The following is a 25,909-nucleotide window of genomic DNA, read 5'->3' as shown; positions in this document are numbered from 1 at the left end:
ATCGGTTGGAGGGTATGCGACGTGCCCCGCGGGGGGAGGGCAGGGCACGTCGCCTCAGGCTCAATGGATCGTGAAATAGTGATCCGGGTGGGCCTGCATGTCTTTGGCGTCGACGTTGAGCAACGTCAGGGTGTCGCCATGACCAAGGTCGATCACGACATTGCCGCCGACCTTGATGATGCGCGAGGCCAGGTCATCCGGGGAGGTAACATCGAGACCGTTGATGTTCTTCTGGATCTGCAGCATGTCCTCGCCAGGCGTGAAGTCGAGGATGACGTCGTTGCCGCCGCCGCTCTCGAAGACGAACAGGTCAGCGCCCTTGCCACCGACCAGGATGTCGTCGCCTGCGCCCCCGTTGAGGATGTCGTTTCCGTCGCCGCCGAACAGGAAGTCGTTACCCCTGCCGCCCAGCAGGATGTCGTTTCCGTCGCCACCCATCAGGATGTCGTCGCCATCGCCACCGTTGAGCAGGTCGTCGCCAGCTCCACCGATCAGGATGTCGTTGCCATTCCCGCCATAAAGGATGTCGTTGCCGTTCCCGCCGAACAGAATGTCGTTTCCATCGTCGCCGAACAGCACGTCATCGCCGTCGTCCCCAAAGATTATATCATCCCCGTCGCCGCCCTTGATGAAATCATCGCCGCCATGGCCGTGAATGATGTCATCAAAGCGGGTGCCAAACAGGACGTCGTCATATGCGCCGCCTTCCAACGTGGCCATCTGCTTCTCCTCTTTGCCGTTTGAACGCGTGCATCGCCGGTGGAGCCGAGGATTACGCTGAGGGCATTGTGCAGTGCAAAGAAGATAAGTGCAACACGATCAAAAGAATAAAATGATGATTTTTGATAAAAAATCGCCTTGTGTTAGTAGTTACACGCAATTCAACAAGAAAGTATAGGAAGATTATAAAGAGTATAATTTTGGATTGCAGGCAAAGCGCTTCAAAATTCAAACTAAATTCCAGGCGCAACCGTTGAATGAGCCACGCGCCACCGACCCGCGTGCCCGGCCGGCAAGGGGCTCATAGGCTTGGGGGGGATTTGGGGCCGGTGCCCGCGAGCCGAGCTCGCGGAGCGGGGCTAGTCTTCCCTGAACGCGCGATTGAAGCTGTCGGCGACAGGAGAAACCAGGTAGTCGATCGCCCGGCGCGGCTTGTGCACGATCAGCACTTCCGCCGGCATGCCGGGATAGAGGCGCATATCCGGATTCGCGGCCAGCGAGGCAGGGTCGACCTGTGCTCGCGCGACGAAATAGGCTGCATTCGATTTTTCATCGACCGACTGGTCGGCGGCCACATAGGTAATCTTGCCTGCAACGGGCAGGTGCGAGCGCTGGTTGTAGGCCGTCAGCCGGATCTGCGCCTGCGAGCCGACCGCGATGCTGGCGATATCGCGCGTGCTGACGTGCATCTCGATGAGGAGCGGCTCGCTTTCCGGTACGATATCGAGCAGCGCCTCGCCGGGCGTCACAGCACTGCCCGGCGTGCGCACGCGGATATTGGTGACGATGCCAGCCTGGGGCGAGCGGATCTCGAGGCGGCGCAATACGTCCTTTGCGGCGACGATCTTCTCCTCGACATCTGCGAGCTCAAGGCGGGCTGTGGTGATTTCGCCGGCGATGTCCGACTGAAAGTCGCGTTCAATTCCCGTCAGCGTGAGTTCGGCGCCCGCCTTGGCTTTCACCGCTTGCGCTCTTTGACCTGCAAGCTCGCCGCGCGAGGCGGCGAGTTCGCTAAGCCTTGTTTCGATCTCTATGAGCTTGGCGCGCTGGGCAAAGCCCTTACCCACCAAGGTTGCAATGGCAGTTCTCTGTTCATTGATGAGATTGATCTGCCTGTCGACGGCTTCGAGCTGGATGGTCAGGAACTTCGACCGCTCGGCAAACTCCTCGATCGTCGTCAGCTGGACGCTGCTGCGCCCATCCTTGGACTCGCGGCGCTTTTGGAAGTACGCGCGTTCAGCCGCCTTGGCGTCAGAGATTGCAGCGTCGGCGTCGCCGCCAAATTCGTCGGGAAAGCTAATCGCCTCGGCGCCGGCCTGCTCCGCCCTTAGCCGCGCCAGTTTGGCAATCAGGCCGATTCGCCGGCTTTCCAGGCCTTGGAGATCGGCGCGGGCCCGCGTGTCCTCGAGTTTAATCAGAGGCTGTCCGGCGGCGACCTGATCGCCCTCCCGCACCACCACGCGGCTTAGGATGCCGCCCTCGAAATGGCTGATCGTCTTGCGCTTCGAATCGACGACGACCGTGCCGGGGGCTACCGAAGCGCTGCTGAGGTCGGCGAAGTACGCCCAGCTGAGAAATCCGCCGAACGACACCATGATTGTCGTGAACCCCGCGATGACAAGGCGCCGGAGCGGCGAACGGCCTCTGCCCTCGGCCATCTCCAGCTCCATGACGGACACAAGTGGTGGCGTCCGCGGGTGGTGGTCCGGAACATCGGGCCTGCGGATAGGCTGAACCTCGGTTCGTGCCGACTGAATCGACTTGCGCATCATGATGCCACAACCTCACGCGACGATTGAGCGGACGTCATCGAAGCAACCACATCCGTGCGCTCCCCGAACTGGGTGATGCGCCCGTTTTCCAGGACGAGCAGTTTGTCCGCGACCTCCATGATTGTCGGTCTATGAGCGATCATCACGACAATGGCGCCGTCGTCACGGGCCTTTTCGATCGCGCGGACGAGCGCGCGCTCGCCGATGGCATCGAGATTGGCGTTCGGCTCATCCAGCACGATCAAGCGGGGACGGTCGTAGAGGCAGCGGGCAAGTGCGATGCGCTGCCTCTGTCCGCCCGAAAGCGTCAGGTGGCCGTCGCCGACCGGCGTGTCATAGCCCAAGGGGAGGCGGCCGATCATGTCGTGGACATCCGCCAGTCGTGCGGCCTCGAGCACCCTGTGCGGGTCTCCGTCTTCCATCCGCGAGATGTTGTCCCGGATCGTCCCCTCAAGCAGCGAAACCGATTGCGGAAGATAGCCGGCTATGCGGCCGAAGGAGCCACGCTCCCAGAGAAAGACATTGTTACCGTCCAGGAAGACGCCGCCCGAAGTGGGCTTGATGACCCCGACGAGCAGCCGCGCCACCGTCGATTTGCCAGCCGCGGAGGGGCCGACCAAGCCCAGCACCTCGCCGGGGGAAAGGGAAAAGGAAATGCCCTTGATGATCGGCACGTCCATGCCCGGCGCCGCGTAGACCAGCTTGTCGACGACGAGGTCGCCGTGTGAATGCGGCGTCGGCATGGCCTGGCGCACCGCCAGGTCCTCGTTCAGGGCCGTCTCGAGCCGGCGCCAGCCGGCGATTGCCAGGACCCATTGCCGCCAGTTCTCGATGATGGAATCGAAGGGTATGAGCAGCCGGCCGACAAGAATGCTTGAGGCCATCATGGCGCCGGGGCTGACTTCCTGCTCCAGCACGAGCAGGGCACCCGTTGCGAGCGTCACAGACTGGATGATGTAGCGGAGCGTGCGGGTGATTGATGACATCGCCTTGCTCCTGCTTCCGCTGCTTTCGAGCGCTTCCAGCGAATGCATCTGGGCGCCACGCCACCGCCGCGCCAGCGCCGGTAGCATGCCCATCGCCTCGATCGCCTCCGCGTGGCGAAGTGATGCGGCAATTTTCGACACTGATTCGATATTGGCTTGATTTGCCTCTTTCACGAGCTGACGCGTGAGCAGGTCTGTAACCACACCGCAACACAGCAGCAGTGCCACCGAAATCGTGCCGACCACGCCGAACAAGGGATGCAGCAAAAACAGGGCGCCCAGAAAGATCGGCGACCAGGCGGCATCGAGGGGGGCGCTGACGGCCGACGAGGTGAGGAAGCTGCGCAGGTCCGACAGGTCCCGCAGCGACTGCGTTGCGCGGGAAACCCCCTGGTTGACGGAGGCCTGAACGGCGGCCGTCAGGAGCGGCAGGTTCAGCCACCGCACCACGGCGCTGCCCATGGCCTGGAACGAAAGGGCACGGATGAAGTCGAGCACGCCGCTGATCATCAGGGCGCCGACCGCCAGGATCGCCAGCATGACAAGGGAATCGATGCTCTGGCTGTTCAGTACTCGTTCGTGTACCTGCAGCATGAACAGGGGCATCGTCAGCTGCAGCAAGTTGATGCAGGCACTCAAGAGGGCCGCATATAGGAGCGTCACGGCGAACACACGCCTCGCCTGCAAAACCAGCAACCTCGGATTGAGCGTTCCATTTTGGGCCACAACTGACCCATTTTGGCCCTTGCCAACTGGGTTTTTTCGAACAGTATCAAGCATGGGCGATTTGGCCTGGGGCTAACGTGTTTAATGATTTGAAGGTGTTATCTGCGTCGCATGCAGAACGTATCGCAATATCTCTGTCGTCAGTGTGACACAACAATGATGGCACAAACAAGAGCGGGGTCTCTGGGTGGGGTGTTGTTTAATTTTACTTCAAGTTTTGAAGTAAATTACAAAGAAGGAGAGAGGGATGACTGAAGGACTTCTCCGCCCGTCCATGGGTTTGGAAGATGCAGTTTTACTACGGAATGGGGGCGATAGACTGCGTGCCGTCCCTGATGAGCCGCGCCGTGACCAACAGAGTGACGCTCCACAGGCCTCATGTTTCGACTTGGCTCGTCTGCTCGATCGGTCGAGCCGGCGTTTCTCGGGCCTGATAAGCGCGGAACTTACGCGGCTGGGCGTCGACGACATCGGACCGTCCCAGGTGATGGTTCTGCTGGCCATTGGCGATACCGAGCTCTCGGTCGGCGAACTGCTCGATCGCGGCAACTATGTGGGCTCGAACATCTCGTACTACCTGAAGCAGCTGACCGATGGCGACTACATCGATCGCGTCACCTCGCAGCGCGACAAGCGCTCCGCCCGAATCAGGCTGACGGAGAAGGGCAGGCAGCTTTGTGCCGATCTGCGGGACGCGGCGAAGGCCTTCGAGCGCACCTTTTGCGTTGAGCAGGACTTGCGGGATCTCGCAGTCGCCTTCCAGGCGCTGCACCGGCTCGAGTTGATGTGGGCCAATGCCGCACGCTTCGGTGTCTGATGCGCGCCTGACGGGCGGTTCCTTGTCGCGGGGCTAGCCAGGCATGCATGTAGCTTTCGTACACCGGCGCGGTTTCGGTCAGTTCGCCGCGCTGGCCGCCCATTTGGCGCAGGCGGGGAACGAGGTAAGCCTTGTAGCCGAGGCGGTGGACCAGCGGATCCCGTCGGTCCGTGTCGTGCGGCATCGGTCGGAGCCGGGTCCGCGGGCGCATCCGCTGATGGCCCGGCATCTCGGCATACCCGACCACCATGTCCGGATCGGGCACCGTGTCGCCGAGACGTTCGACGCGATGGCGCGTCAGGGTCAAAGCCCCGACATTGTCATCGGCCACATCGGCTGGGGCAGCATGATGTTCGTGAAGGACGTGCTGCCGCGTGTGCCTGCGCTCGGCTATTGCGAATTCTTCTATCGGGCCGACGGGGCAGATGTCGGATTTGCCCCTGACGATCAGCCTGATCTGGAGACGCGCAAACGGCTCAGGCTTCGCAATATGGCGCAGCTCGTTTCGCTGGAGGCGCTGGAGGGCGGCATTAGTCCGACCGAATGGCAGAGGGACCTTTATCCGGCCGATGCGCGAGCGCGCATTACCGTGTGCCACGAGGGGATAGATACGCAACGCTTGCGCCCAGATCCGGCGGCTTCCTTGAAGCTTCCGGACGGACGCGTGCTCAAGGCCGGCAGTCCACCCATTGTCACATTCGTCGCACGCGACCTTGAGCCCTACCGCGGCTTCCCGCAGGCCCTGGAGGCTGCATCCAAGGTCATCCGGAAACATCCCGACGCCTTGTTCGTCTTTGTTGGCGGCGACGGCGTAAGCTATGGAATGCCGCCGCCTGGCGGGGGATCATGGAAGGATCACCTTCTCGCATCGCTGGATCTCCCAAGAGACAGGGTGCTTTTTCCCGGCGTGGTCTCGCGCCCGGTCTTGCGTCAGCTTTTCCAGATTTCCACGGCTCACGTCTATCTGACCTACCCCTTCGTCCTTTCCTGGTCGGTCCTTGAGGCGATGGCCTGCGGTGCTCTCGTCATCGCCTCCGACACCGCTCCCGTCCGGGAAGTCATCAGCTCGGGCCGCAACGGCATCCTGGTGCCGTTCTTCGACACGGACGCTCTGGCCGGGTCCATCCTGGAAGCCTTGAAAAGCCCGGACAGATTCGCCGAACTGCGGATCGCCGCGCGCCAAACGATCGAGCAGCGCTTCCGGCTGGATGATTGCATCGCAAGCCAAACCGCTCTGATTGGAAGAATGATGGGGGCGGATTGAATTCCCGCTAAGCAAACCTAGATTGCGCGAATATTACTTCAAGTTTTTAAGTATACTTTGCAGATTTATTTCTGCATTTAGTTATTGTCCGCAGCTATAATTATTGGTACGGGTCTATTCGACCGATTACCAATGCATTATCGCGACAGTCGTCCAGTCTGTCGTTTCATTTGATAATGGTATTACTGAGGAATTTTCGTGCAAATGTTGATGACTTCTGGCGGGAAGCAGTCGACGACAAGTATAAAGCTGATCGCGGCGTCAGATCTCGACCGGATCAATGTTGAAAAGGCTGGAATTGCAGACCTGGTCATCTTTCTTGGCGATGGCACACGTTCGCAACCGGCCCTGAAGAATACCTTTCCTCTCATTGCCGTCGCCTTTTCGGAGCAAGCCGAAGCTGACCTGAGAGGTGCTCTCGTCTCGCTCCGGCGTCTTGCCACGGTGCCGGAAGTCCCCGTCCAGCGGCTCGATACGCGAAATGGGGCCGAGATGTGCGCGCTCATTCGCACGTTGGCCGAGGGCGGCTTGGGGCGGCTGTCCCGGTTCGCCGCCACGATGACCTCGGAACTCGCCATGCTGCGCCGGGACCGCGAAGTGCTGTTCGAAAGCTACCGCGCGCTCGAAGATGCATTTCAGACGCACAACTGGGAGCCGGTGGCGGAAGTGTTCGGGCACGATCCCTATGTCGACCCCAAGGACGAAGGCATTGGCCAGTTGCTGTCGAGCGCCCATGTCGAGCAGCTTCTGCCGGTCTCCAGCCGGGGCGTGGCCGGCATCGCTCTGCATCTCAATTCGGTGCCGAAGGACGGCGCCGAGCTGGTCGTCACGCTGAGCTATGTCGAGAGTGGCGAGGGCGTGGCCGAATGGAGCGTTCCCGCTTCAAAGCTAGTTGCGAACTGGAACTTCTTCTCGCTGCCGCGGGCTTGCGGATGTGGGGCGAAGACGTTGCGACTTCGGGTGTCGACCACAGGGCCGGAGACGGTGGGGCTGTCGCTCGGGTTCCCCATTGCCAGCGAGCGCTACACGGCGCGGTCGGAAGTCTCGCATCCCGATCTCGATCTCAGGCCGCTGGCATTCCGCGTGTTCACGGGACTGCCAGGCGTCCGGCCAACCCGAATGCCCAACATGATTGCGCCCACCGACCTGCTCGCCGGCCAGTTCATCGAAGACTACCGTCTGGCGCCCGACCTGCTGAGCCGGATAGTCGATGCTTCGGTCACGCCGGTCGTGCCCGAATTCCAGACCGTTCGGTTCCTCGAGCACGAGCACGCGGTGGTGTGTCATCCGCTGCAGAGCGGAATTTCCGCCGGCGCCGTCAGCCGCGCAGTCGAGCCTGGAACCATTTCGTTCTCGGCGAGCGCCGTGATCGATCACCCTGAAGGGGCTCCGGCGGCCGTCAGTTTCCTGCTCGTCCCGGCAAACTCGAATGCGCGGTCCGAGGTTGCGGAGTTGGTACGCAAGGGCAAGGCAAAACCGTCGGCCTTCTTCAGCGGCTGGCGCGAGGTCGGCCCGGATCGGGCGATCAACATCAGTATCCACATGGACGAGCCTGTGCGCGCGCACATGGATCTCATGATCCTGAGCCGTGCGGTCACCGATTCAGTCGATTTCTCCTGGCTCAAGGTGTCGGGCTTCCGGCTGGTCAAGCAGTCGGAGGGGGCGGTCAATGTCCGCCACTAAAGACGATCTGATTGCGGTGGCGATGCCGCTTTACGGCCATGCGGCACTGGCCCTGGAAGCGCTGGAATCCGTCCTTGCTTCGACGGTTTCTAACTGCAGGATTGCCATTGTCGTGTCCGTCGACGGCGACCCACGGCACGAGGCTTTCGACCTTCTGCTGCTTTATGCTGCCAGCCACCCTGAAATACATGTGGTGTTCGGCCCGAATGCCGGACCGGGCGGCGCGCGCAATCGCGCAATCGACTACGTGCTGGAAAACCTGCCGGAGGCCAAAGCGGTCTATCTGCTCGATGCCGACAACAGGGTCCTGCCGGGCACCATCGAAACCCTATACCGGCAGTTGATCTCGAGCCGCTGCGGCTGGGTCTACACCAATATCGACACCTTCTCGGTGAACTGGCGTGCGCACTACGGCAACCGCTATTCGCGACTTGTCCACTGCATCACAGACAACATCTGCGACACCGGCTCGATGATCTCCATCGACGTCTTCCGGGCGGGCGTGCGCTTCGACGACGACCGACAGAACGGGTTTGAGGACTGGGAGTTTTGGCTTTCCTGCATTGAGCACGGCTTCGTCGGCGTCCCATCGCACGACACCACCTTCGAATATCGGCTGCGGGCGGAAAGCCGCTTCAAGGAAGCCAATCGCGAACGGGCCACTTCCGTCAGCTTCCTCAGGAAGCGCCACAAGGCGTTGTTCCAGCGTCCGATGCTTGTCGAGTTCGAGCACGAGGAATGCCCGCGCTATCTCTTCGCGCGGACTGAAGATGCCGCCATCTCGTTCTTCACCGACCCCACCAAGCCGCCGAGGATGCTTCGCCTCGACGACATCATCCCGGATTTCTGGGCGAGTATCGGCGAGCCGGACAATGTCCACTTCCCTCCATTCCTGATGGCGGGCAGCGGCGCGACGTTCGACCTTTTGCGAAAGTCGCGCATGCTGCCCAATGTGCTTTGCCACCTGGAGCGCCTGAGCGAAAAGGCGAATATCGTCTTTGTTCAGCTCGGTAACGATGCAACGCAGCGCAAGATCGAACCGGTGGTGCTGGAGTCGGGGGCATCGCAGGCCGCGTCCGCAGACCTCATCTTCATTCCGACCTCGCTTGTTCGCGACGTGATCCAGAACAATGCGCTGGACTGGTTCGCCTCGATCGGCCAGGAGCAGATTTGGCCCACTTCGGCCATCCTGAAGGTGCGGTTCCCATTCCCGAGGAGCCTGCCGCGGCGGTCGCTGATTACGCCCCAGCAGGTGATGTTAAACTGCGTCAACGCCATTGCCACGAGCCCGCTGCGTCGGACTGCGGGCGGGCGCTGGACGTGGCGGCCGGCGCGGCTTGTGCCTTTCGCGGATCTGCACAAGTCGCTGCGCAAGGAGATCGGCGGCTCGCCCGTGCTGCCGCTTGGCCACAGTGACGGCAAGCGCACCGCTGCGCTGCTCGTGCCCAATGCTTCATTCGGCGGCGCCGAGAAGGTGGTCTATGCGGCCGCGCGCGAGCTGAAGAGGGCCGGGTTCGAGACCCACCTCTTCGTGCTCGGCACGCAGCGTATGGACGTCATCGATGAGTTCGATGCGAGCTTCGATCACATCCATTTCTGGAGCGAGGGCATTCCGGCCTGGGGAGGCTCGGGCCAGTTCCTCGGCCAGGACTTCATTGCCGACCACCACGACGTCGAATGGGGCGCGTTGAAGGGGCAGCTCTCGGGATTCGACCTGATCATCAACAACCATGTGATGTCGGTCCATCCGCTGGTTGCGCGGCTGCGCGCGGAGGGAACGCGCACGGCGTGCTATCTTCACGTCGTCGACAACACCTCGTTCAAACGGCCGGCCGGCCAACCCTTCGCGGCGATCGCCCATGAGCATTGCTACGACGCGTTCCTGACTTGCTCGGAGCAGCTCAAGATCTACCTGCGCAGCTTCGGTGTTCCCCTCGAGAAGGTCTTCGCCGTGCCCAATGGGGCGAGTTTTTCGGTGCCCCCCAAAGTGCTTGCCGATGTGGTGTCCGCTAGGAGGATGGAGCGGAAGGATGACCAGCTGCGGCTGCTCTATATGGGGCGGTTCGACACGCAGAAGGGCATCGACCGCCTGGCCGCGACAATCGCCGAGCTGCATGCCGCGCACGTCCCCGTCGATATACGGGCGATCGGAGGCGAGATTCTCGCCGATTCCACCGTTTCCTGGACGGAGCAGCTGAAGGACCTCGGCGTCGAGGTGCATCCCCCGGTCTTCGCCAGCAAGGAACTGATCAAGGCGCTGGGCTGGGCGGACGTGCTCATCATGCCCTCGCGCTGGGAAGGCGCTCCATTAATGATTGCAGAAGCGCAGCAGCTCGGCTGCGTTCCCATCGCAACCGGCGTTGGCGCCGTGGGCGAACTCATCAGCCATGGCGAAGACGGTATCCTCATTGAGGCTGATGTCGACTCCCAGGTGGTGCAGCAGATGGCCGAGGTCATCGAAGAGGTCGCCCGCGATCGCCGCAAGCTCGCTCCGCTCATGGAAGGCTGCCTCAATTCGGCGGCGCGCCGGTCGTGGACAAGCTCCTTCTCGGAATTCCTCGGCTGGTGCGACGGCGCGGTGAGCAATTCATCGCTGTCACGTGCCTCGGTCATGCGCCGGCGCGAGGCGTCTGACGCAGAGGTCATGGCGGCGGGCTGAAGGGCTTCCACCAGTTCTATCAAGCAGAAAGGTTTAGTTGTATGCGTCCAAGGATTCTCGTGACGGGCATTCCTGGTCACTACTCGCGTCTTGCAAACGGCGCCGACGGTTTGGCCGTCTCCTATTCGGAACGGCAGAAACAGCCAGAGTCGAAGGACGAGTTCCTCCAGGAACTGCGAAACATCAGCAATACCGGCAACTATCTGATCGGCGAGGGCGCTTTGCGTGCGCTCGCGCCGCATGCAAAGCAGGTGCCCTTCTGGCATCTCTACAATTGCAGCCGCAACGGGGATGGATTCGAGCAGTTCAATTCCAACTTCGACATCTGCGTCTTCACCTGCGCAAACCTGTTGCGCAAGGGACTCTCGGCCGACGCGGAAGCAGAAGTGCTGAGCAAGCTCAAGATGCCGATCGTGATGCTGGGCATCGGCCAGCAGAACCGCAAGGACCTTGAAAATGCGCTGCCGGAGGGCACGAAGCGGCTCCTGAACGTGCTGAAGGATCGGGAACACTATTTCCTGACGCGCGGTTTTGAAACCGCCGGCTTCCTGAAGGACCAGGGCTTCTCCAATGTCCGGCCGACTGGCTGTCCGTCCGTCTATTTCATGCCCGACAACATGCGCCGGTCACTGAGGAAGCTTCCCGGCGTGCAGGTCGGCAAGGCGCGGACCATCTTCTCGGGCTACCTTGGCGCCAATCACGATGCGATCGTCGACGCCAACGCGCTGGAGCCGCAGGACTCCACCCCGCAATATGTCGTCCAGGACGAATTCCTGCACTTCGACATGAAGGTAGAGCCGAACGCCGAAGGACGCGTCTACGACTCGGCCTCCGGAACAATGATCGGCGACCTCACTTACCCGGGCACCGACCGGCTCAAGAAGCCGTTCGATGTGCGCACCTTCTTCGACAACAACCAGTGGCGCGCCTGGGCCTCGTCGATGGACTTCAATTTTGGCCGGCGTTTCCACGGCTCGATCATTGCCATGCAGGCGGCGGTGCCAAGTCTCATGGTCGCGGTGGACGACCGTATGCGCGAGATGCTGGGCTTCATCGGCCTGCCGGCCATCGATGCGACGGATGTCGACAAGGCCGAAAACCGGGCCGAGTTCGTGGCCGACCATCTGGCTGGCCTCAATGCGTCAGAACTCGTCGATCGCTATTCCGATCGCGAGCGGAACTTCCGGTCGGCGCTGCGCGAAATCGGCATCGGGCAGTAGCGGGCGATTAGGTCTCAGGCACAATTCATCAGGAAATTAACATGCGCATCCTGCTTACAGGCATCCCGTCATATCTGCAGCGAACCGTGGCGAGCGTGTCCGGGGCGGAGGTTCGCCACAGGCCCTATTTCGACGAGATCAGGACCAAGTCGGAGCTGATCGAACAGGTCAGGAAGATAGCCAACACCGGCAACTACCTAATTGGAGAGGGCGCGGCTTACAGCCTGAAGGCGCATGATGTCACCTATGTCCCGTTCTGGCACCTTGCCCGCAGTTGCAAGTCGGAAGACGTTTATGAGCGCCTGAACCAGGAGTTCGACATCTGCGTCTTCGCCTCGGCCAATCTTCTGCGGCCAGGATACTCCGCCGATCTGGAAGCAGAAGTGTTCGAAAAGCTGAAGATGCCCGTCGTGGTCATGGGCATCGGCATCCAGCGAAAGGAAGGTCTCAAGGAGAAGCTCCCCGCCGGCACCCTCAAGTTCCTCGATGTCCTCAAACACAAGGAAAGCTTCTTTCTCACTCGTGGCTATTTCACTGCCGAGTTCCTGAGGGAACAGGGCATGAAGTTCGTGCGGCCGACGGGCTGTCCGTCGCTCTATTTCTCGCCGTCGGGGATGAAGCGTTCTCTCGCAGCCCTTGCCAACCCCGAACTGGCGCATGCACAGAAGATTGCTTTCGGCGGGTACCTCGGGAGCGTGGCCGATACGATCGTTGACGCCCATGCGCTGCTGAAGCCGGGAAGCGTCGCAAGCTATGTCGTGCAGGACGAACTGGTCGCCTACAATCTGTCCTTGCCCGTCGACGATGACGCGCCTGTCTATGACAAGGCAAGCGGCCGCATCACCGGGGCGACCTCCTACAAGCATTCCGAAAAGTGGCAGAGGGACCATGAACTCGTGGTCTTCTTCGACACGAACCAGTGGCGGAACTGGATCGCCGCCCGCGAACTCTGCTTCGGCCGCCGGTTCCATGGCTGCATCATCGGCATGCAGGCCGGCGTGCCGGCACTTATGATCGCCGTAGATGATCGCATGCGGGAAATGCTGGAATTTGTCGGCTTCCCCTACATCGAGGCGGCGACGTGGAACCGCGAGGTGGACAAGAAGGCTTATCTCGCTAACTTCCTTTCCAAGATCGATACGCAGGCCGTAATCGACCGGTATTCGGCCTGCGAATCCAACTTCCGCAGCGCTCTCAGCCATGTGGGCCTCTAGTTTCAGCGTCAGGAGGACAAGGCCAGCCAGGCTTTTGCTTGGCATGCTGCTGGCTGTCTGGGGTGTCGCCCCGGTGCCGGCTGTCCATGCCGGTGGGACGCTGCCCGCCCGCATCGGGGTCAACCGGCTGAACCTCGCCTGGCTGTCGCGAAGCGAACAGGAAAGAGTACTCGGGGAGATGGCAGCGAACGGCGTCACGCACGCCCGTCTTTCGCTGTCGCGGCCGGTGGACAAGAGCATCGAGGGCCTCGAGATCGCAAGCCGCCTGGGCATCGGGATCCTTCTCGAGATCCAGCTAACGAACAAGAGCTACTTTCCCGAGACGGCTCGTCCCCGGACTGGCTTCGGCCGTATCTGGGATGTCTACCGGCTCTCGGAACTCGATCTCGACCGGTACCGCATGGGATTGCGCGACGCACTCCGCCGCATCGACGCCCTGGGCATCCGGCTGGAGGCGATCGAGCCAGGAAACGAGATCAACTTCAGCGCCTACAATGGCGACCTCCTTGTCTATCGTCGGCCGGGCGAACCGACCCCACGCAACATCGCCGACCTGGCGGGCAGTGCGGCCTTCGAGCAGGGGCTCGATAAATATTTGGAGGCCGTGAAGATCACCCGCGAGGAAGTGCGGGCTACCGTTCACAGTAGCGACGCGGCTATCGTCTCGGCCGGCCTGTCGGACCTGAGCGCCGACTGGGCTGACAGGAGAGGCATGGAGCGGCTCGATCCGCACGAGGTCATTGCGCTGCTGCGCAAACGGGGCATCGACAGTCTAGTCGATGCTTACGGCATTCACGTCTATCCAGGACAGAAACCAGCGCCGACCCTCTTCGACCGGGTGAGGCGTACCCTCGACTTCTGCCGGGCGGACAATGCTGGCCGCCCCTGCTGGGTGACAGAATGGGGGATAGCAAATACGGCGCACGACTGCCCCGTCGATGACCGGAAGCGGGAAGACGCGGTGCGAGCCGTGCGCGCGGCCTTCCAGCAAATGATGGATGCAGGACAGCTGACGGCAGCCTTCTACTACGATTGGGACACCGAGCAGTCATACAGCCTATGGCGTTGCGGCCGGTTGAGCCCTGCAGGAGCGCTCGCCGTCACATCTGCCGGAACCGAGGAGAAGCGCGCAGTGTTGCCTTGAGCGGGGCACGCTACATGCGGACGGCAAATATAGTGAAGCGGCAATCCGTATTGCCAGAGTACTTCAAATATTCGGGAGTTGGGCTTGCTAATCTATTCCGACGAAAACCTTGAGGTATTTCATAGGCCGGGATCGTCGACCTATGTTCTCGCAACCTTCAACGAAATGGAGATGCAGGCAAACGGCAGCCGCTTCTGGGGGCAGCGGTTTTGCGAGAAGGCGGACATCACCGCTCTCGGTTTCATTAGCCGGCGACCCAACTGGTTCCCGGCGGCGAGCATGGCCAAGGCCAGCGTCGCGGCAGCGCCGATCCTGCGGCAGGCATCCGAACGCATCCTTTACGGCCACTCACAGGGCGGCTACGCGGCGCTCCGCTATCGACGACTCCTTGATGCAGATGTCGCAATCGCCTTCTGTCCGCAGATCTCCATCGATCCCAGGACTGTGCCCTTCGACGGCCGCTTCACGAGCCACTTCGCGCCCTCACTTCATGAAGACATGGAAATCGCACCCTTGCACGCGGCTGGCCGTGCCTATGTCTTCCATGATCCGTTCCATGCCGTGGATCGCGAGCACGCGGAGCGGATCGCTGCGCTGCAAGAGGGGACACGGCTCGTCCCGGTGCACATGACCGGTCACGGCACTGTCCGGGCCTTCGCCGGAACGGCGCGCGGGCTGGCGCTCATCGAGGCCTGTCGCGCGGACGACTTGTCCGGCCTGCACGCGCTCGCCCGCGCGGCCCGGGTTGGAGCCCCCATGCGGCCCTACCAGGTTGCACTCACCGCGATTGCTCACCATCCCGCCTGGGCCGACCGGCTCCACACGCGCCTCGGCAATGGCTTTTCGTCCGTGCAGCGGGCCAACTTCCTCTACCACCGGGCCAACCGCCACATCCGCGATGGCGAGTTAGCGACCGCGCGCGACATGCTTGTCGAGGCCATAGCCCTTCAAGCAGGCAATGCCGGGCCTGCTCGGCGCCTGCAGGAACTCGACGCGCGCATCGCCGGCACGATCCGGACGGAATTTCTTGAGCAACACCAGGGAAGCATGGGCTCGCTCAGCGTCCATGCCGCATCAAAGAACGCGGCGTGAAATCAAAGTCCATTCTGATCACAGATCTAGCAAGAAGCAAAGCAGGGGAAGGAGCCCTCCGTGAAGGGTATAATTCTAGCCGGCGGTAGTGGGACAAGGCTTTATCCCGCTACACTCGCAGTATCGAAGCAGATACTGCCGATCTACGACAAGCCGATGATCTACTATCCGCTGAGCGTCTTGATGCTGGCGGGTATACGGGAGATTCTTGTCATCTCCACGCCGCAGGACTTGCCGCAGTTTCGGCGCCTTTTGGGCGACGGTTCCGCCTTCGGCATCTCGCTGTCCTATGCCGAGCAGCCTACGCCGAACGGATTGGCCGAGGCCTTCATCATCGGAAGCGAATTCATCGGCGATGATCCGGTGGCGCTCATACTGGGCGACAATATCTTTTATGGCGACGGCCTTTCGCAGCATTGCCGGGCAGCGGTGGGGCGAACCAGTGGGGCCTCTGTCTTCGCCTACCAGGTCGAGGATCCGCAGCGCTATGGCGTAGTGTATTTCGACCGTGAAACCCAGCGGGCGCTCTCTATCGAGGAAAAGCCGGCTCAACCGCGTTCTAACTGGGCCGTCACCGGGCTCTATTTTTATGACAACTCGGTAGTCGAGATTGCTTCGTCAGTCAGGCCTTCGGCACGAGGCGAGCGCGAGATCACGGATGTCAATAGAGCCTATCTCGATCAGGGCAAGCTGCATGTCATGCGGCTTGGCCGAGGCTATGCCTGGCTGGACACGGGGACGCACGACAGCTTGCACGATGCGTCGTCGTTTGTTCGTACGATAGAGCTTCGTCAAGGCATCAAGATCATGTGCCCCGAAGAGATTGGCTTCGAACTGGGTTGGTTGAGCGAAGCTGAAGTGCTCGCCAGGGCGGCCTCCTTGGGCAAGACCGACTATGCACGCTATCTTGAGCGCCGGGTTCGGGAGCTCACCCATGGTTGATGTGCTGAGCCTCGGGCTGGAAGGTGTTTTTGAGATCCGTCCGCCAAAGTTCGTTGATACACGAGGTTTCTTCTCGGAAACCTGGAATGCTGCGAAACTTGCAAAGGCTGGCATCTCGATCGACTTCGTGCAGGACAATCACTCGTATTCGCGCATGCAGGGCGTCATGCGGGGGCTCCATTTTCAGATGCCTCCGTTTGCACAGGACAAACTCGTGCGCGTTGTGCGTGGCTCCGTGTTCGACGTCGCGGTCGATATTCGCCGAGGCTCGCCGACATTCGGAAAATGGATAGCCGTCACGCTTTCAGGCAGGCAGTGGAATCAGATTCTCGTGCCCAAGGGCTTTGCGCACGGCTTTGTCACGCTCGAGCCCGATACCGAGGTTGTCTACAAAGTCTCGGCTCCTTATTCGCGGCCGCATGATCGGTCGATACGGTTCGATGATCCGGATATCGCGATAGATTGGCCAGTCCCGGTGACTGAGATGGTTCTCTCGGCCAAGGATGAAGCTGCACCGTTTTTGGCGGAACTGGAAACGGGATTTATCTATCAGTGAAGCATACCTTGCCAACAGTCCTCGTTACGGGCGGTGCGGGTTTCATTGGCTCTGCCGTCTGCCGCCATCTGATCCACACCGGACGCTATCGCGTCGTCAACCTCGATAAGCTGACCTATGCCGGCAGTCTGGCATCGTTGCGCGACATCGCAGGTCATCCGAACTATGTCTTTCACCGCGCGGATATTTGCGACACCAAGTCCGTGAGGCAGATATTGGCTGCAGAAAGGGTCGATCGGATCATGCATTTGGCGGCTGAAAGCCATGTCGACAGGTCCATCGACGGGCCCATGGTTTTCGTGAGCACCAATGTCGTGGGAACGGTAAGCTTGCTTGCCGCCGCGGTCGATCATTGGCGTAAACTTGGTGATGACGTCCGCAAGGGCTTCCGCTTCCACCATGTTTCCACAGACGAAGTATTCGGGGACCTGCCATTCGACGCCGGTGTCTTTACCGAGGAAACCCCTTACAAGCCGTCCTCGCCCTATTCTGCATCGAAGGCGGCATCGGACCATTTCGTGCGCGCTTGGCACGAAACCTATGGGTTGCCGGTCGTCATCTCGAACTGCTCGAACAACTACGGCCCCTTTCATTTTCCCGAAAAGCTGATCCCGCTCATCATCACAAGCGCTCTCGATGAGCGCCCTCTGCCCGTGTACGGCCGGGGCGCCAATGTGCGTGATTGGCTATACGTTGAAGACCACGCCCGTGCGCTTGAAGCGGTGATGAGCAAGGGGCGGGAAGGTGAAAGCTACAATATCGGCGGTCGGGCGGAACGTACCAATCTCGAGGTGGTCCGAACCATTTGCGCCTTGCTCGACGCAAAGCGACCACGAAAGGGGGGAGGTTCATATACGGATCTCATAACATTCGTCACCGACCGACCGGGTCATGACCGGCGCTATGCTATCGATCCCAAAAAGAGTGAGCGTGAACTGGGATGGCATCCGCTTGAAACCTTTGAAACGGGGCTCGCCCGTACGGTCGACTGGTTTCTGGACAATAGCTGGTGGTGGAGACCAATTCGTGCGCAGCTATTCGCCGGGACCCGTCTCGGGCTGCCGTGTGCCAGATGAAAATCCTCGTCACCGGAAAGAATGGGCAGTTGGCTCGTTCACTCGCGGCCCGGGCGCAAGGCAGCGACATCGAAATCGTGCTCGCCGGCCGGCCGGAGTTTGATCTTGAGAACCCTCTGACGTTCGGCCCGGTGCTGAAATCTGTCGCGCCTCACATGGTGATTAATGCAGCCGCGCATACCGGAGTTGATCAGCAGGAAGACGAACCTCAACGAGCATTCAGGATAAACGCCGAAGCCCCGGCCGAATTGGCGCGACTGACGCGGTTGGCGGCTATTCCTATCATTCAGGTTTCGACAGACTACGTGTTCGATGGCAAATCTACGGAACCGTATGTCGAGACGGACAAACCCAATCCGCAAACGGTCTACGGGCTCAGCAAGCTTGCGGGCGAACAGGCAGTCCGCTCCGAGAACCCAGATCATCTGGTGGTTAGGACGGCGTGGGTCGTTAGTCGCTATGGTCGTAACTTCGTCAAGACGATTTTGTCCTTGGCGCGAACGCGAAAGAGGCTTCAAGTAGTCGCGGACCAGTTCGGGAACCCTACCGAAGCCCACGACCTAGCTGACGGTTTGCTGGCGGCGGCGCACTTCTGGCGCGAGAAACAAGGTTTTCCGCAAGGACTCTATCACCTTGCCGGGCAGGGCAGAGCGAGCTGGTACGAGGTGGCAGCGCGGGTTCTTGAGATCAGTAAGGCGGTGGGAGGCCCGATCGCCGATGTCGAATCCATAGACAGCAGTCTATGGGTGGCCAAAGCCCAGCGCCCGGCGAACTCCGAGTTGAACTCGGAGCGCTTTGCTCACGATTTCGGTTACCGTGCTGGAGACTGGCAAGAACGTGTCTTTTCCGTGGTGGGAAATATCATCAAAGACTCAGCGATTGGGCAGGATAGTCGATGAAACCTCGGGAAACTCAAGCGCTTCAAGCGGGTCGCGCTACGCTGCGGGAAAACGAAGCTCAATTTTGCGGCCATCGTTTCCATCGCAGCAGCGTTCATCTTGATCAGCGCCCACACCGCCTAGCCACAGTATCAAAGACTGGATCCGCATCATCCTTCGGTCCTTGCACCATTGCAATCTTGGTTCGATTGCGGCCAGCAAGTTTGGCGTCGTACAATAGCTTGTCGGCTTGTTCGTAGAGCTCTGCGAACTTCGCACCAGCATTTGGCGACGCATCCGTCATGCCCATGCTGGCAGTTACGGGTCGTCCAAGGCCTGGAACGGCATTGGCGACGATGGCGGGGATCGCTTGGCGCCGATGCTCTGCCTGAGCCTGGGCATCGTCTCCGCGCACAAGCAGCACGAATTCCTCTCCGCCGAGACGGAACGCATGAACCTGCGAGTTCGCCTGGAGCGCTTCGGCCACGGCCTTCAGCACGGCGTCGCCGACCAAGTGGCCGTGAACATCATTGATTGCCTTGAAGTGGTCCAGGTCGAGCACGGCAAGTGTGCGATAGCCCTCGGCGCGGAACTTCTCGAAATTCTGCTCGAGTGCCCGCCGGTTGAGCAATCCCGTCAGTGCGTCGCGTTCGGACAGGCGCTCAAGCATGTCTGCTTCGAAGCGCGCGCTGTCTCGCTGGCGCTTGATCGTCATGAAGCGGTCTGCCACGCCAAGTGTGGTGAACAAGACTTCGCATGCGCAACCCACATAGAATAGGAGCATGGCATCATTGCTCTGCAACCCGGGAGCCACACCCGTGGCCAAGCGCACCAATCCGGCCAAAAGCATAGGCGTATAGCCGACCGCCTGAAACTTGGCGGCCCGACTTCCGCGCCGCAGGGCGTCGGCAACTGACAATATGAAAATGACGACCACGGGAGCAAAAGCCGCCGTGTACAGGGTCGACTGAATCGAGCGCGCCACGAACGGGAATGCCGCGTGAGCCGTGCTCAGAAACAGCGCCCATGCGGCGCAATAGAGCAGCGCCCGCCGCAGGCCCGGGTGCATGCGCCCGGGTTCGATGAAGCAGTGGGTAAACATCGCCCCAGAAGCGACCGTAAGGCCGAAGATCACCGTCGTCATCCAGCTCAACGTCATTGCTGGCAGATCGAAGAGAATGACTGCAAGACCCGAAGAGACCAGGATAGTCAGCAGCAAAGAGATCGTGAGCATGGAATGCCAAAGCACGAATGGCTCGCGCAGGATCCGGTAGAAGGCCGCGTTGAAAATGAGCGGCATGGAAAGCATCCCGGCAAGGATAGCCAAGAAAACTAGGGACCGCAGAAGGTCTGGGCCCAGAGCGATGTCAGACGGTGACAGATAGGCTCTCTCCAGTGTCATCTGATGGCTCGGCAAATCGAACGCGACAACGACCTGCAGCGTGTCGCGGGTTACACCCGGCAGTGAGGCCTTGAAATACCCGCCACGCAGCGCGCTAAGCAGTTCACCCGCCGACAAGGAGGTCTGGCGCAATGTGCCGTCTCGGTCGATCGCCAGCAGGTGCACAGCCGCGAGCGCGCTTCGCCTTGAAAAGAGATATTGGGGAAGGACATCGTATGGACCGATTTCAAAACGCAGCAGCGTCCGCTCGCCTTCAAGCGAATAGATCCGATCTCCGCAGGTCCAGCGCCCGGGAGCGTGGACGACAGCGACCAAGTCGTCCGACAAACTGCTGGACGCCGAGCAGGAACTGCGAATGTCCATAGATTCAGCCGCGCCAAGGGGTGCAGCGTCCAGAGATGCAAGCATGACGATGCTCAGCAGCGTCGTCACGAGTGCTTTTCGGAGGTCATTCCAGAACATTGCTTGGCGCTACACGCCAAGCATTGAGATGCGGTTACCGACCTGCAGATCAATCGGCACTCGATGAATCAGACAAAGCTCAAGTCAGGAATCCCAAACGCAATACGTGCGGCAATCCGTCCGCAGATCCAATCTGCCCTGGGCTGCCGGCCCAAGTGCGGCAGCATTTGGTCATTCAGGCCGGGAAGCACCCTCTACACCAGCTCGCTACGCGCAATAGTGCGCCTGTGCGCGCCGTGCCGTTGCTAGTGTTTGAAACAGGCGGGCGGTCGACGCTGCGCAGGGAATAGGTGTCGCCGGAGCAATCGCAAAAGAACCGCTCCAACAAAAACGACTTCCGCCGGCGCACGCCAGCCCGTTTTACCGGTGATGCACGCGGATCGCCTCGCTCAGCTTGACGTGCTTGTTCTCGCTATTGCGCGCCTTGTGACCGCCCACCAGAGGCGCTCGTCGACGATGAACAGCTTCGGCACCGGGTGACGATCTGGGCATCCCGCTGGTTGAGGCGCGACACCCGCTTGCCGATTTGATCGACGGCCTCCGAGTGCCGATTTTCGTGGCCCCCTCCCAAGCGGCACCGCGCGGCAGGCGGGCCGTCAATCCTTCAATGGACGTTCACCCCGTCTTGGGGCCTTCCGAGGTCATGGCGCAACCCCGTGTGGGACGACAGCGCATCTGCCTGCAGTATTTTGCAGCACGATTAGTGACATGAATTGACTGGCGGCGTATTTGATGTCATAGACAGTGACATCAAATCAGGAGACCACACATGGCAGACGCACGCAGCTACAACAGTCCGCTCCGGGAGGAGAGATCGCGCGAAACCCGCGAGGCGATCCTCCATGCCCTTTACGGACTGATGAATGCAGCAAGTGTCCCAGACGAGATCAGCATGGAGGCGATCGCAAACGAGGCCGGCGTGCAGCGCCGCACGGTCTTTCGTCACTTCCCTACGAAGGACGACCTCCTCACTGCCTTCTGGCCATGGCTGAATGCCCTTATGGGCGCGTCCACCGCGCCGGAAAGTATCAAGGATGTCGTCGAGGGGCCGAAGGAGGCCTTTCCACGTTTCGACGCGCATGAAGCTGCCGTCCGCGCCTCGTTGCATTCGCGCACCGGTCGCGAAATGCGCTTGGGCATGGTCTCCACGCGACGCCTGCGCTTTGCGGGCGCTCTGGCGCCTGTTCTTTCCACTCTACCGCCCGCCGAAGCCCTAAGGGTCGAGGCGCTGGCGCACCTGCTTTATTCGGCCTCCGCCTGGGAGGTTTTGAAGGATTACGGCGGTCTCACCGGTGCCCAGGCCGGCGAGACCGCCTCTTGGGCGCTCGACACGATCCTGTCTGCGGTCGCTTCGAGCTCAATTGCCGCGGACGCACCATCGACAGCCAAGGAGAATGACAATGAGCATTGACGTCACCACCACGCTGAACGGCGAGACCTGTTGGGTCGTTGCCGACCGCATCCGCTTTCTGAGCGGCCCTGCGGGATCGAACCTCGAACTGGTCGAGGTGGAGGTCCCGCCGGGCTCCGGCACCCCGCCGCACAGCCATGCCTCGCCCGAACTCTTTTATGTAATCGACGGTGAAATCACCATCCGGCATTTTGCAGCCGACATGCCGCCAACGACCGTCGTGGCAGGCGCTGGGACTTCGGTGCGCATAGGGCGTGATGCGCCGCACAACTATGTGAACGAGGGCAACAAGCCGGCGCGGATGCTGGTCCTCATCGAACGGTCGATGACCGCCTTCTTCCGGGAGATCGGGACGGCGGAGCCGCAGGCGCAACCCGATTTCGCCCGCATTGGCGCCGCCATGCAGCGCCACGGCATTCAGACCCTCCAAATGGTTCCCTGATCCGTCTTTCATAGCGCACCCGCCTCGGTTCGCCGGGGCGGGGCTTTTCTGCGTTCCAGGCCAGCACTTGGTCTGTGTGCTTGGAGAGGCTTAGCCCTATTGAGCGATGCGCGTCCGCTAGCTCCACGCGATGGGGTCGAACACCGCATCCACCGCAGTCATTCTGTAGAAAAGGCAGCTGCCTCGTCTCCTAACTTGGGTGCGGCAGGCACGGCATCTCTGCGCAAATCAGGTGGGGTCAAGATCGAACCGCGAGCAGGCTAAATCTGCGCCCTGATGGTTCTGTCGAACACGATCAATAGCCTGAACTTGTGTTACAGACCCGCGGCTATCTCTGCATCTGCATCAGCTGCCCCGTCGGCATCATATTGTAGTTTAGGTTGGCCATGATCCAAATCGATCCGATGACGATCAGGAAGACAACCAGCGTGCCGAAGGCGAGAGCCAGTATGTTGTTGGTGTTGTCCGGGCCTGTCGTGATGTGGAGGAAGAACACCAGGTGTACGCCCATCTGGGCGATAGCGAGCACGACCAGGGCGACCGGAATGGCTGGCGCGTAGATTGCACTGGAGCCCGCCAGAAGGAAGGACGCGATTGTGAGCACGATAGAGAAGCCGAGGCCTATATTGGCGTTTCGCACCCAATGGCCGGCGCTCTCCTCCGGCGCGTCGCCAGGGGCGTGATCTTCCCGGTCGTCTAGGACACCCGTATAGAGGTGGGGATCGGATTCGAGGTTGCTCATGCTAGGCTCCCCAACAGATAGACGATGGTGAAGATCCCGATCCAGACAATGTCCAGAGCGTGCCAGAAGAGGTTGAAGCAGATCAGTCGGTGAACGATCTCCGGCCGAAAGCCCTTGACTTGCACCTGGGCGAGCATGGTGGCGAGCCACAGCCCGCCAAGTGTGACATGCAATCCGTGCAGACCCACCAAGCCAAAGAAGGACGTGAGCATCCCGCTGACCTGAGGCGTGATCCCTCGAGCAGCGAGCTCAATGAACTCCTGCAGCTCAAGTAGAACGAATACCAGACCGAGGAAGCCGGTGATCAGCAGGAAGATCTGGGTCCACAGGACGCTCCGCGCGTTCGTGGCTGCAAACGAGAGCATGCAGGTGTAGCTGGACAGCAGCAGCGCCGTCGTTTCGATGGCCACGCGGGGGATGTCAACAATTTGGGAAATCGTCGGGCCGCCAGCGGTCGCCCCCCGCAGCACGGCGAAGGCCGCGAAAAAGCATGAGAACAACACGATGTCGCTGAGCAGATAGATCCAAAAGCCGTAGCCGACGATGATCCGCTTCCGGGCGGGGCCTGTTTCGCCATGGCCAGCACCCGCAACGGGTTCTTGCGGACCATGGGCGCGATGACCGAGCCGGTGAGGGTCTTCGCGGACGCGGCGGATAGCTTCCACGCTGGCGGGCAGCTCGGAATACGTCATGGCAGTACTTCCTGCCTGGTGAGCTTCTCGAGGAAGGCTTCACGGGCCGCACGGCGTGCCCGATCCACGCTGGCCACCTGCTCGATCGGCACCTCGAATTCGTGAATGTCCCTCCAGGCGAAGACAACGAACCCCACAAAGGCCGCGACCAGCGCGACGGCCGCGAGCCACCAGATGTACCAGACCATTGCAAAGCCGAAGACTGTGGTAAAAAAGGCCGTGTAGAAGCCAACCGGGCTGTTCACCGGCATGTGGATAGGCTCGTATTTCGGCTCGGGGGACAGCTGTTGTGTCTCCACCGCACGCAGTTTGATGCCCCAATAGGCCTCTTCTCCTTCGACGTTCGGCATCACGGCGAAGTTGAAGAAGGGCGGGGGCGAAGGCGTGGCCCATTCAAGGGAGCGGCCGTCCCACGGATCGCCCGTCACGTCGCGGAGCTTATCGCGGTCACGGATGCTGACCACCAGCTGCATCACTTGCGAGATCACCCCCAGAATGAGGATGGCGACCCCGATCACCGAGATGTATAGCCAGGGCCGCCACGCCTCGATGTTGATATGCTGCAGGCGCCGTGTCATGCCGAGCAGGCCCAAAATGTAGAGTGGCGTGAACGTCACCCAGAAGCCGATGAAGGCGAACCAGAAGGCGGCCTTGCCCCAGCCTTCATGCAGCCGGAATCCGAAAGCCTTGGGAAACCAGAACTCCAGGCCTGCAAAGATTCCGAATACCACCCCGCCTATGATGACATTATGGAAATGCGCCACCAGAAACATCGAGTTGTGGGTCACGAAGTCCGCGGGCGGGATGGCGAGCAGCACGCCTGTCAGGCCGCCGATGATGAAGGTGAAGATGAAGCCCATGGACCACAGCATGGGGACCTCGAAGCGCACACGGCCGCCATACATGGTGAAGATCCAGTTGTAGATCTTCACTCCGGTCCCGACCGCGATAACGCTCGAGGAGATGCCGAAGAACGTGTTGACTGCCGGGCCCGCGCCCATGGTGAAGAAGTGGTGCAGCCAGACCATCATGGAGACTATGCAGATGAATAGAGTGGCCGCGACCATGGATCGGTATCCGAACAACGGCTTGCCTGAGAAGGTCGAGAAGATCTCGGAGAAGATGCCGAAGGCCGGCAGGACCAGGATGTAGACCTCCGGATGTCCCCAGGCCCATACCAGATTGACGAACATCATCGGGTTTCCGCCAGCGGTGTTCGTGAAGTAGTGCCAACCGAGGTAGCGATCCAGCGTCAGCATCGCGAGCGTGGCGGTCAGGATCGGGAAAGTGGCGACGATCAGCAGGCAGGAGGCCAGCGCGGTCCAGCAGAACACCGGCATGCGCAGAAAGCTCATCCCGGGACAACGCATCTTCAGCACCGTGGTGACGATGTTTATGCCCGTGATCAGGGTGCCGATCCCGGAGATCTGCACGGCCCAGAGGTAATAGTCGACGCCGACGCCCGGCGTGTAGGTCGTCTCGCTGAGTGGCGGATAAGGCAGCCAGCCGGTGCGGGCGAATTCGCCGACGAACAAAGACACGTTGACGAGCAGGGCGCCGCTCGCGGTCAGCCAGAAGCCGACCGAATTGAAGGTCGGGAACGCCACATCGCGCACGCCGAGCTGCAGCGGCACCAGGAAGTTCATGAACCCCAGCACCAGCGGCATTGCACCGAACAAGATCATGATCGTGCCGTGCGCCGTGAATACCTGGTCGTAGTGCTCCGGAGGCAGATAGCCGGGCGCATCGATGGCCAGCGCCTGATGGGTGCGCATCATGATGGCGTCGGCGAAGCCACGGATCAGCATCACGACGCCCAGCAGGCAGTACATGATCCCGATCCGCTTGTGGTCGACACTGGTTATCCACTCGTGCCAGAGATACGGCCACCAGCCTTTCACGGTGATCAGGATCAGTACGGCGACGGCAATGAGGATGACGACGAAGGAGGTAATCAGCGGGATTGGCTGAGAAAGCGGGATCGCTGAAAGGTCGAGTTTGCCAAGCAT

The 25,909-nt window shown here is 60.8% G+C and carries 21 protein-coding genes; 14 read left to right on the top strand and 7 right to left on the bottom strand.

All coding sequences use genetic code 11. The features are described from left to right. Positions 1 to 60 precede the first annotated feature (60 nt). The 3 genes from M2281_RS18335 to M2281_RS18325 form a co-directional block, all read right to left on the bottom strand. Positions 61 to 720 carry a calcium-binding protein gene (locus tag M2281_RS18335; RefSeq protein WP_280822626.1) on the bottom strand — a complete coding sequence of 220 codons (660 nt, stop codon included), beginning with the start codon at positions 718 to 720 and terminating at the stop codon, positions 61 to 63. 359 nt (positions 721 to 1,079) lie between these two features. Beyond that, on the bottom strand, positions 1,080 to 2,492 hold the full coding sequence (locus M2281_RS18330) for an HlyD family type I secretion periplasmic adaptor subunit (RefSeq protein WP_280822625.1): 1,413 nt from the start codon (positions 2,490 to 2,492) through the stop codon (positions 1,080 to 1,082). Then, a complete protein-coding gene (locus M2281_RS18325; protein WP_280822624.1) occupies positions 2,489 to 4,258 on the bottom strand; it encodes a type I secretion system permease/ATPase in 1,770 nt (589 codons plus the stop codon). Before M2281_RS18325 ends, M2281_RS18330 begins: the two co-directional genes overlap by 4 nt. Before the next feature lie 220 nt (positions 4,259 to 4,478). Between M2281_RS18325 and M2281_RS18320 the strand changes: the two genes are divergently transcribed. The 12 genes from M2281_RS18320 (at position 4,479) to rfbD (ending at position 18,770) form a co-directional block, all read left to right on the top strand. Beyond that, positions 4,479 to 5,021, top strand: a complete 543-nt coding sequence (locus M2281_RS18320; RefSeq protein WP_280822623.1) for a MarR family transcriptional regulator — start codon at positions 4,479 to 4,481, stop codon at positions 5,019 to 5,021. Between the two features lie 43 nt (positions 5,022 to 5,064). Next, positions 5,065 to 6,285, top strand: a complete 1,221-nt coding sequence (locus M2281_RS18315; RefSeq protein ID WP_280822622.1) for a glycosyltransferase family 4 protein — start codon at positions 5,065 to 5,067, stop codon at positions 6,283 to 6,285. Between the two features lie 210 nt (positions 6,286 to 6,495). Next, positions 6,496 to 7,968, top strand: a complete 1,473-nt coding sequence (locus M2281_RS18310) for a DUF6212 domain-containing protein (protein ID WP_280822621.1) — start codon at positions 6,496 to 6,498, stop codon at positions 7,966 to 7,968. Continuing rightward, on the top strand, positions 7,955 to 10,627 hold the full coding sequence (locus M2281_RS18305; protein WP_280822620.1) for a glycosyltransferase: 2,673 nt from the start codon (positions 7,955 to 7,957) through the stop codon (positions 10,625 to 10,627). The genes M2281_RS18310 and M2281_RS18305 overlap by 14 nt, the downstream gene beginning before the upstream one ends. Before the next feature lie 41 nt (positions 10,628 to 10,668). Next, the gene (locus M2281_RS18300) at positions 10,669 to 11,847 is read left to right on the top strand and encodes a polysaccharide pyruvyl transferase family protein (RefSeq protein WP_280822619.1); all 1,179 of its coding nucleotides are present in this window, start codon (positions 10,669 to 10,671) and stop codon (positions 11,845 to 11,847) included. Between the two features lie 41 nt (positions 11,848 to 11,888). Then, entirely contained in the window at positions 11,889 to 13,061 is a 1,173-nt protein-coding gene (locus M2281_RS18295; protein ID WP_280822618.1) for a polysaccharide pyruvyl transferase family protein, read from the top strand. Between the two features lie 43 nt (positions 13,062 to 13,104). Then, positions 13,105 to 14,205 (top strand): glycoside hydrolase, encoded by a 1,101-nt coding sequence (locus tag M2281_RS18290; RefSeq protein ID WP_280822617.1) that lies wholly within the window; start codon positions 13,105 to 13,107, stop codon positions 14,203 to 14,205. Positions 14,206 to 14,289: 84 nt separating this feature from the next. Beyond that, positions 14,290 to 15,297 (top strand): hypothetical protein, encoded by a 1,008-nt coding sequence (locus M2281_RS18285; protein WP_280822616.1) that lies wholly within the window; start codon positions 14,290 to 14,292, stop codon positions 15,295 to 15,297. A 60-nt stretch (positions 15,298 to 15,357) separates the two neighbouring features. Further along, positions 15,358 to 16,239, top strand: coding sequence for a glucose-1-phosphate thymidylyltransferase RfbA (gene rfbA, locus M2281_RS18280; protein WP_280822615.1), 882 nt, complete (start codon positions 15,358 to 15,360; stop codon positions 16,237 to 16,239). Beyond that, entirely contained in the window at positions 16,232 to 16,795 is a 564-nt protein-coding gene (gene rfbC / locus M2281_RS18275; RefSeq protein ID WP_280822614.1) for a dTDP-4-dehydrorhamnose 3,5-epimerase, read from the top strand. The genes rfbA and rfbC overlap by 8 nt, the downstream gene beginning before the upstream one ends. Beyond that, positions 16,792 to 17,871 carry a dTDP-glucose 4,6-dehydratase gene (gene rfbB / locus M2281_RS18270; RefSeq protein ID WP_280822613.1) on the top strand — a complete coding sequence of 360 codons (1,080 nt, stop codon included), beginning with the start codon at positions 16,792 to 16,794 and terminating at the stop codon, positions 17,869 to 17,871. Before rfbC ends, rfbB begins: the two co-directional genes overlap by 4 nt. After that, complete coding sequence (rfbD, locus tag M2281_RS18265; RefSeq protein WP_280822612.1) at positions 17,868 to 18,770, top strand: dTDP-4-dehydrorhamnose reductase; 903 nt, start codon at positions 17,868 to 17,870, stop codon at positions 18,768 to 18,770. The genes rfbB and rfbD overlap by 4 nt, the downstream gene beginning before the upstream one ends. Positions 18,771 to 18,873: 103 nt before the next feature. Here rfbD and M2281_RS18260 read toward each other — a convergent pair whose 3' ends face one another. After that, positions 18,874 to 20,583 carry a GGDEF domain-containing protein gene (locus tag M2281_RS18260; protein ID WP_280822611.1) on the bottom strand — a complete coding sequence of 570 codons (1,710 nt, stop codon included), beginning with the start codon at positions 20,581 to 20,583 and terminating at the stop codon, positions 18,874 to 18,876. 799 nt (positions 20,584 to 21,382) lie between these two features. Here M2281_RS18260 and M2281_RS18255 point away from each other — a divergent pair. Next, the gene (locus M2281_RS18255; RefSeq protein ID WP_280822610.1) at positions 21,383 to 22,024 is read left to right on the top strand and encodes a TetR/AcrR family transcriptional regulator; all 642 of its coding nucleotides are present in this window, start codon (positions 21,383 to 21,385) and stop codon (positions 22,022 to 22,024) included. Further along, entirely contained in the window at positions 22,014 to 22,466 is a 453-nt protein-coding gene (locus M2281_RS18250; RefSeq protein ID WP_280822609.1) for a cupin domain-containing protein, read from the top strand. The genes M2281_RS18255 and M2281_RS18250 overlap by 11 nt, the downstream gene beginning before the upstream one ends. 328 nt (positions 22,467 to 22,794) lie before the next feature. Here M2281_RS18250 and cyoD read toward each other — a convergent pair whose 3' ends face one another. The 3 genes from cyoD to M2281_RS18235 are packed head-to-tail and all read right to left on the bottom strand — an operon-like array spanning position 22,795 to position 25,909. Next, a complete protein-coding gene (cyoD, locus tag M2281_RS18245; protein ID WP_280822608.1) occupies positions 22,795 to 23,208 on the bottom strand; it encodes a cytochrome o ubiquinol oxidase subunit IV in 414 nt (137 codons plus the stop codon). Continuing rightward, positions 23,205 to 23,900, bottom strand: coding sequence for a cytochrome c oxidase subunit 3 (locus tag M2281_RS18240; RefSeq protein ID WP_280822607.1), 696 nt, complete (start codon positions 23,898 to 23,900; stop codon positions 23,205 to 23,207). The genes cyoD and M2281_RS18240 overlap by 4 nt, the downstream gene beginning before the upstream one ends. Next, entirely contained in the window at positions 23,897 to 25,909 is a 2,013-nt protein-coding gene (locus tag M2281_RS18235) for a cbb3-type cytochrome c oxidase subunit I (protein ID WP_280822606.1), read from the bottom strand. Before M2281_RS18235 ends, M2281_RS18240 begins: the two co-directional genes overlap by 4 nt.

The organism is Pseudaminobacter soli (ex Li et al. 2025), from assembly GCF_029892515.1.
Classification (GTDB): domain Bacteria; phylum Pseudomonadota; class Alphaproteobacteria; order Rhizobiales; family Rhizobiaceae; genus Pseudaminobacter; species Pseudaminobacter soli_A.
Note: the sequence above shows the minus strand (reverse complement) of the source record. Positions and strands in the feature narration are given on the sequence as shown.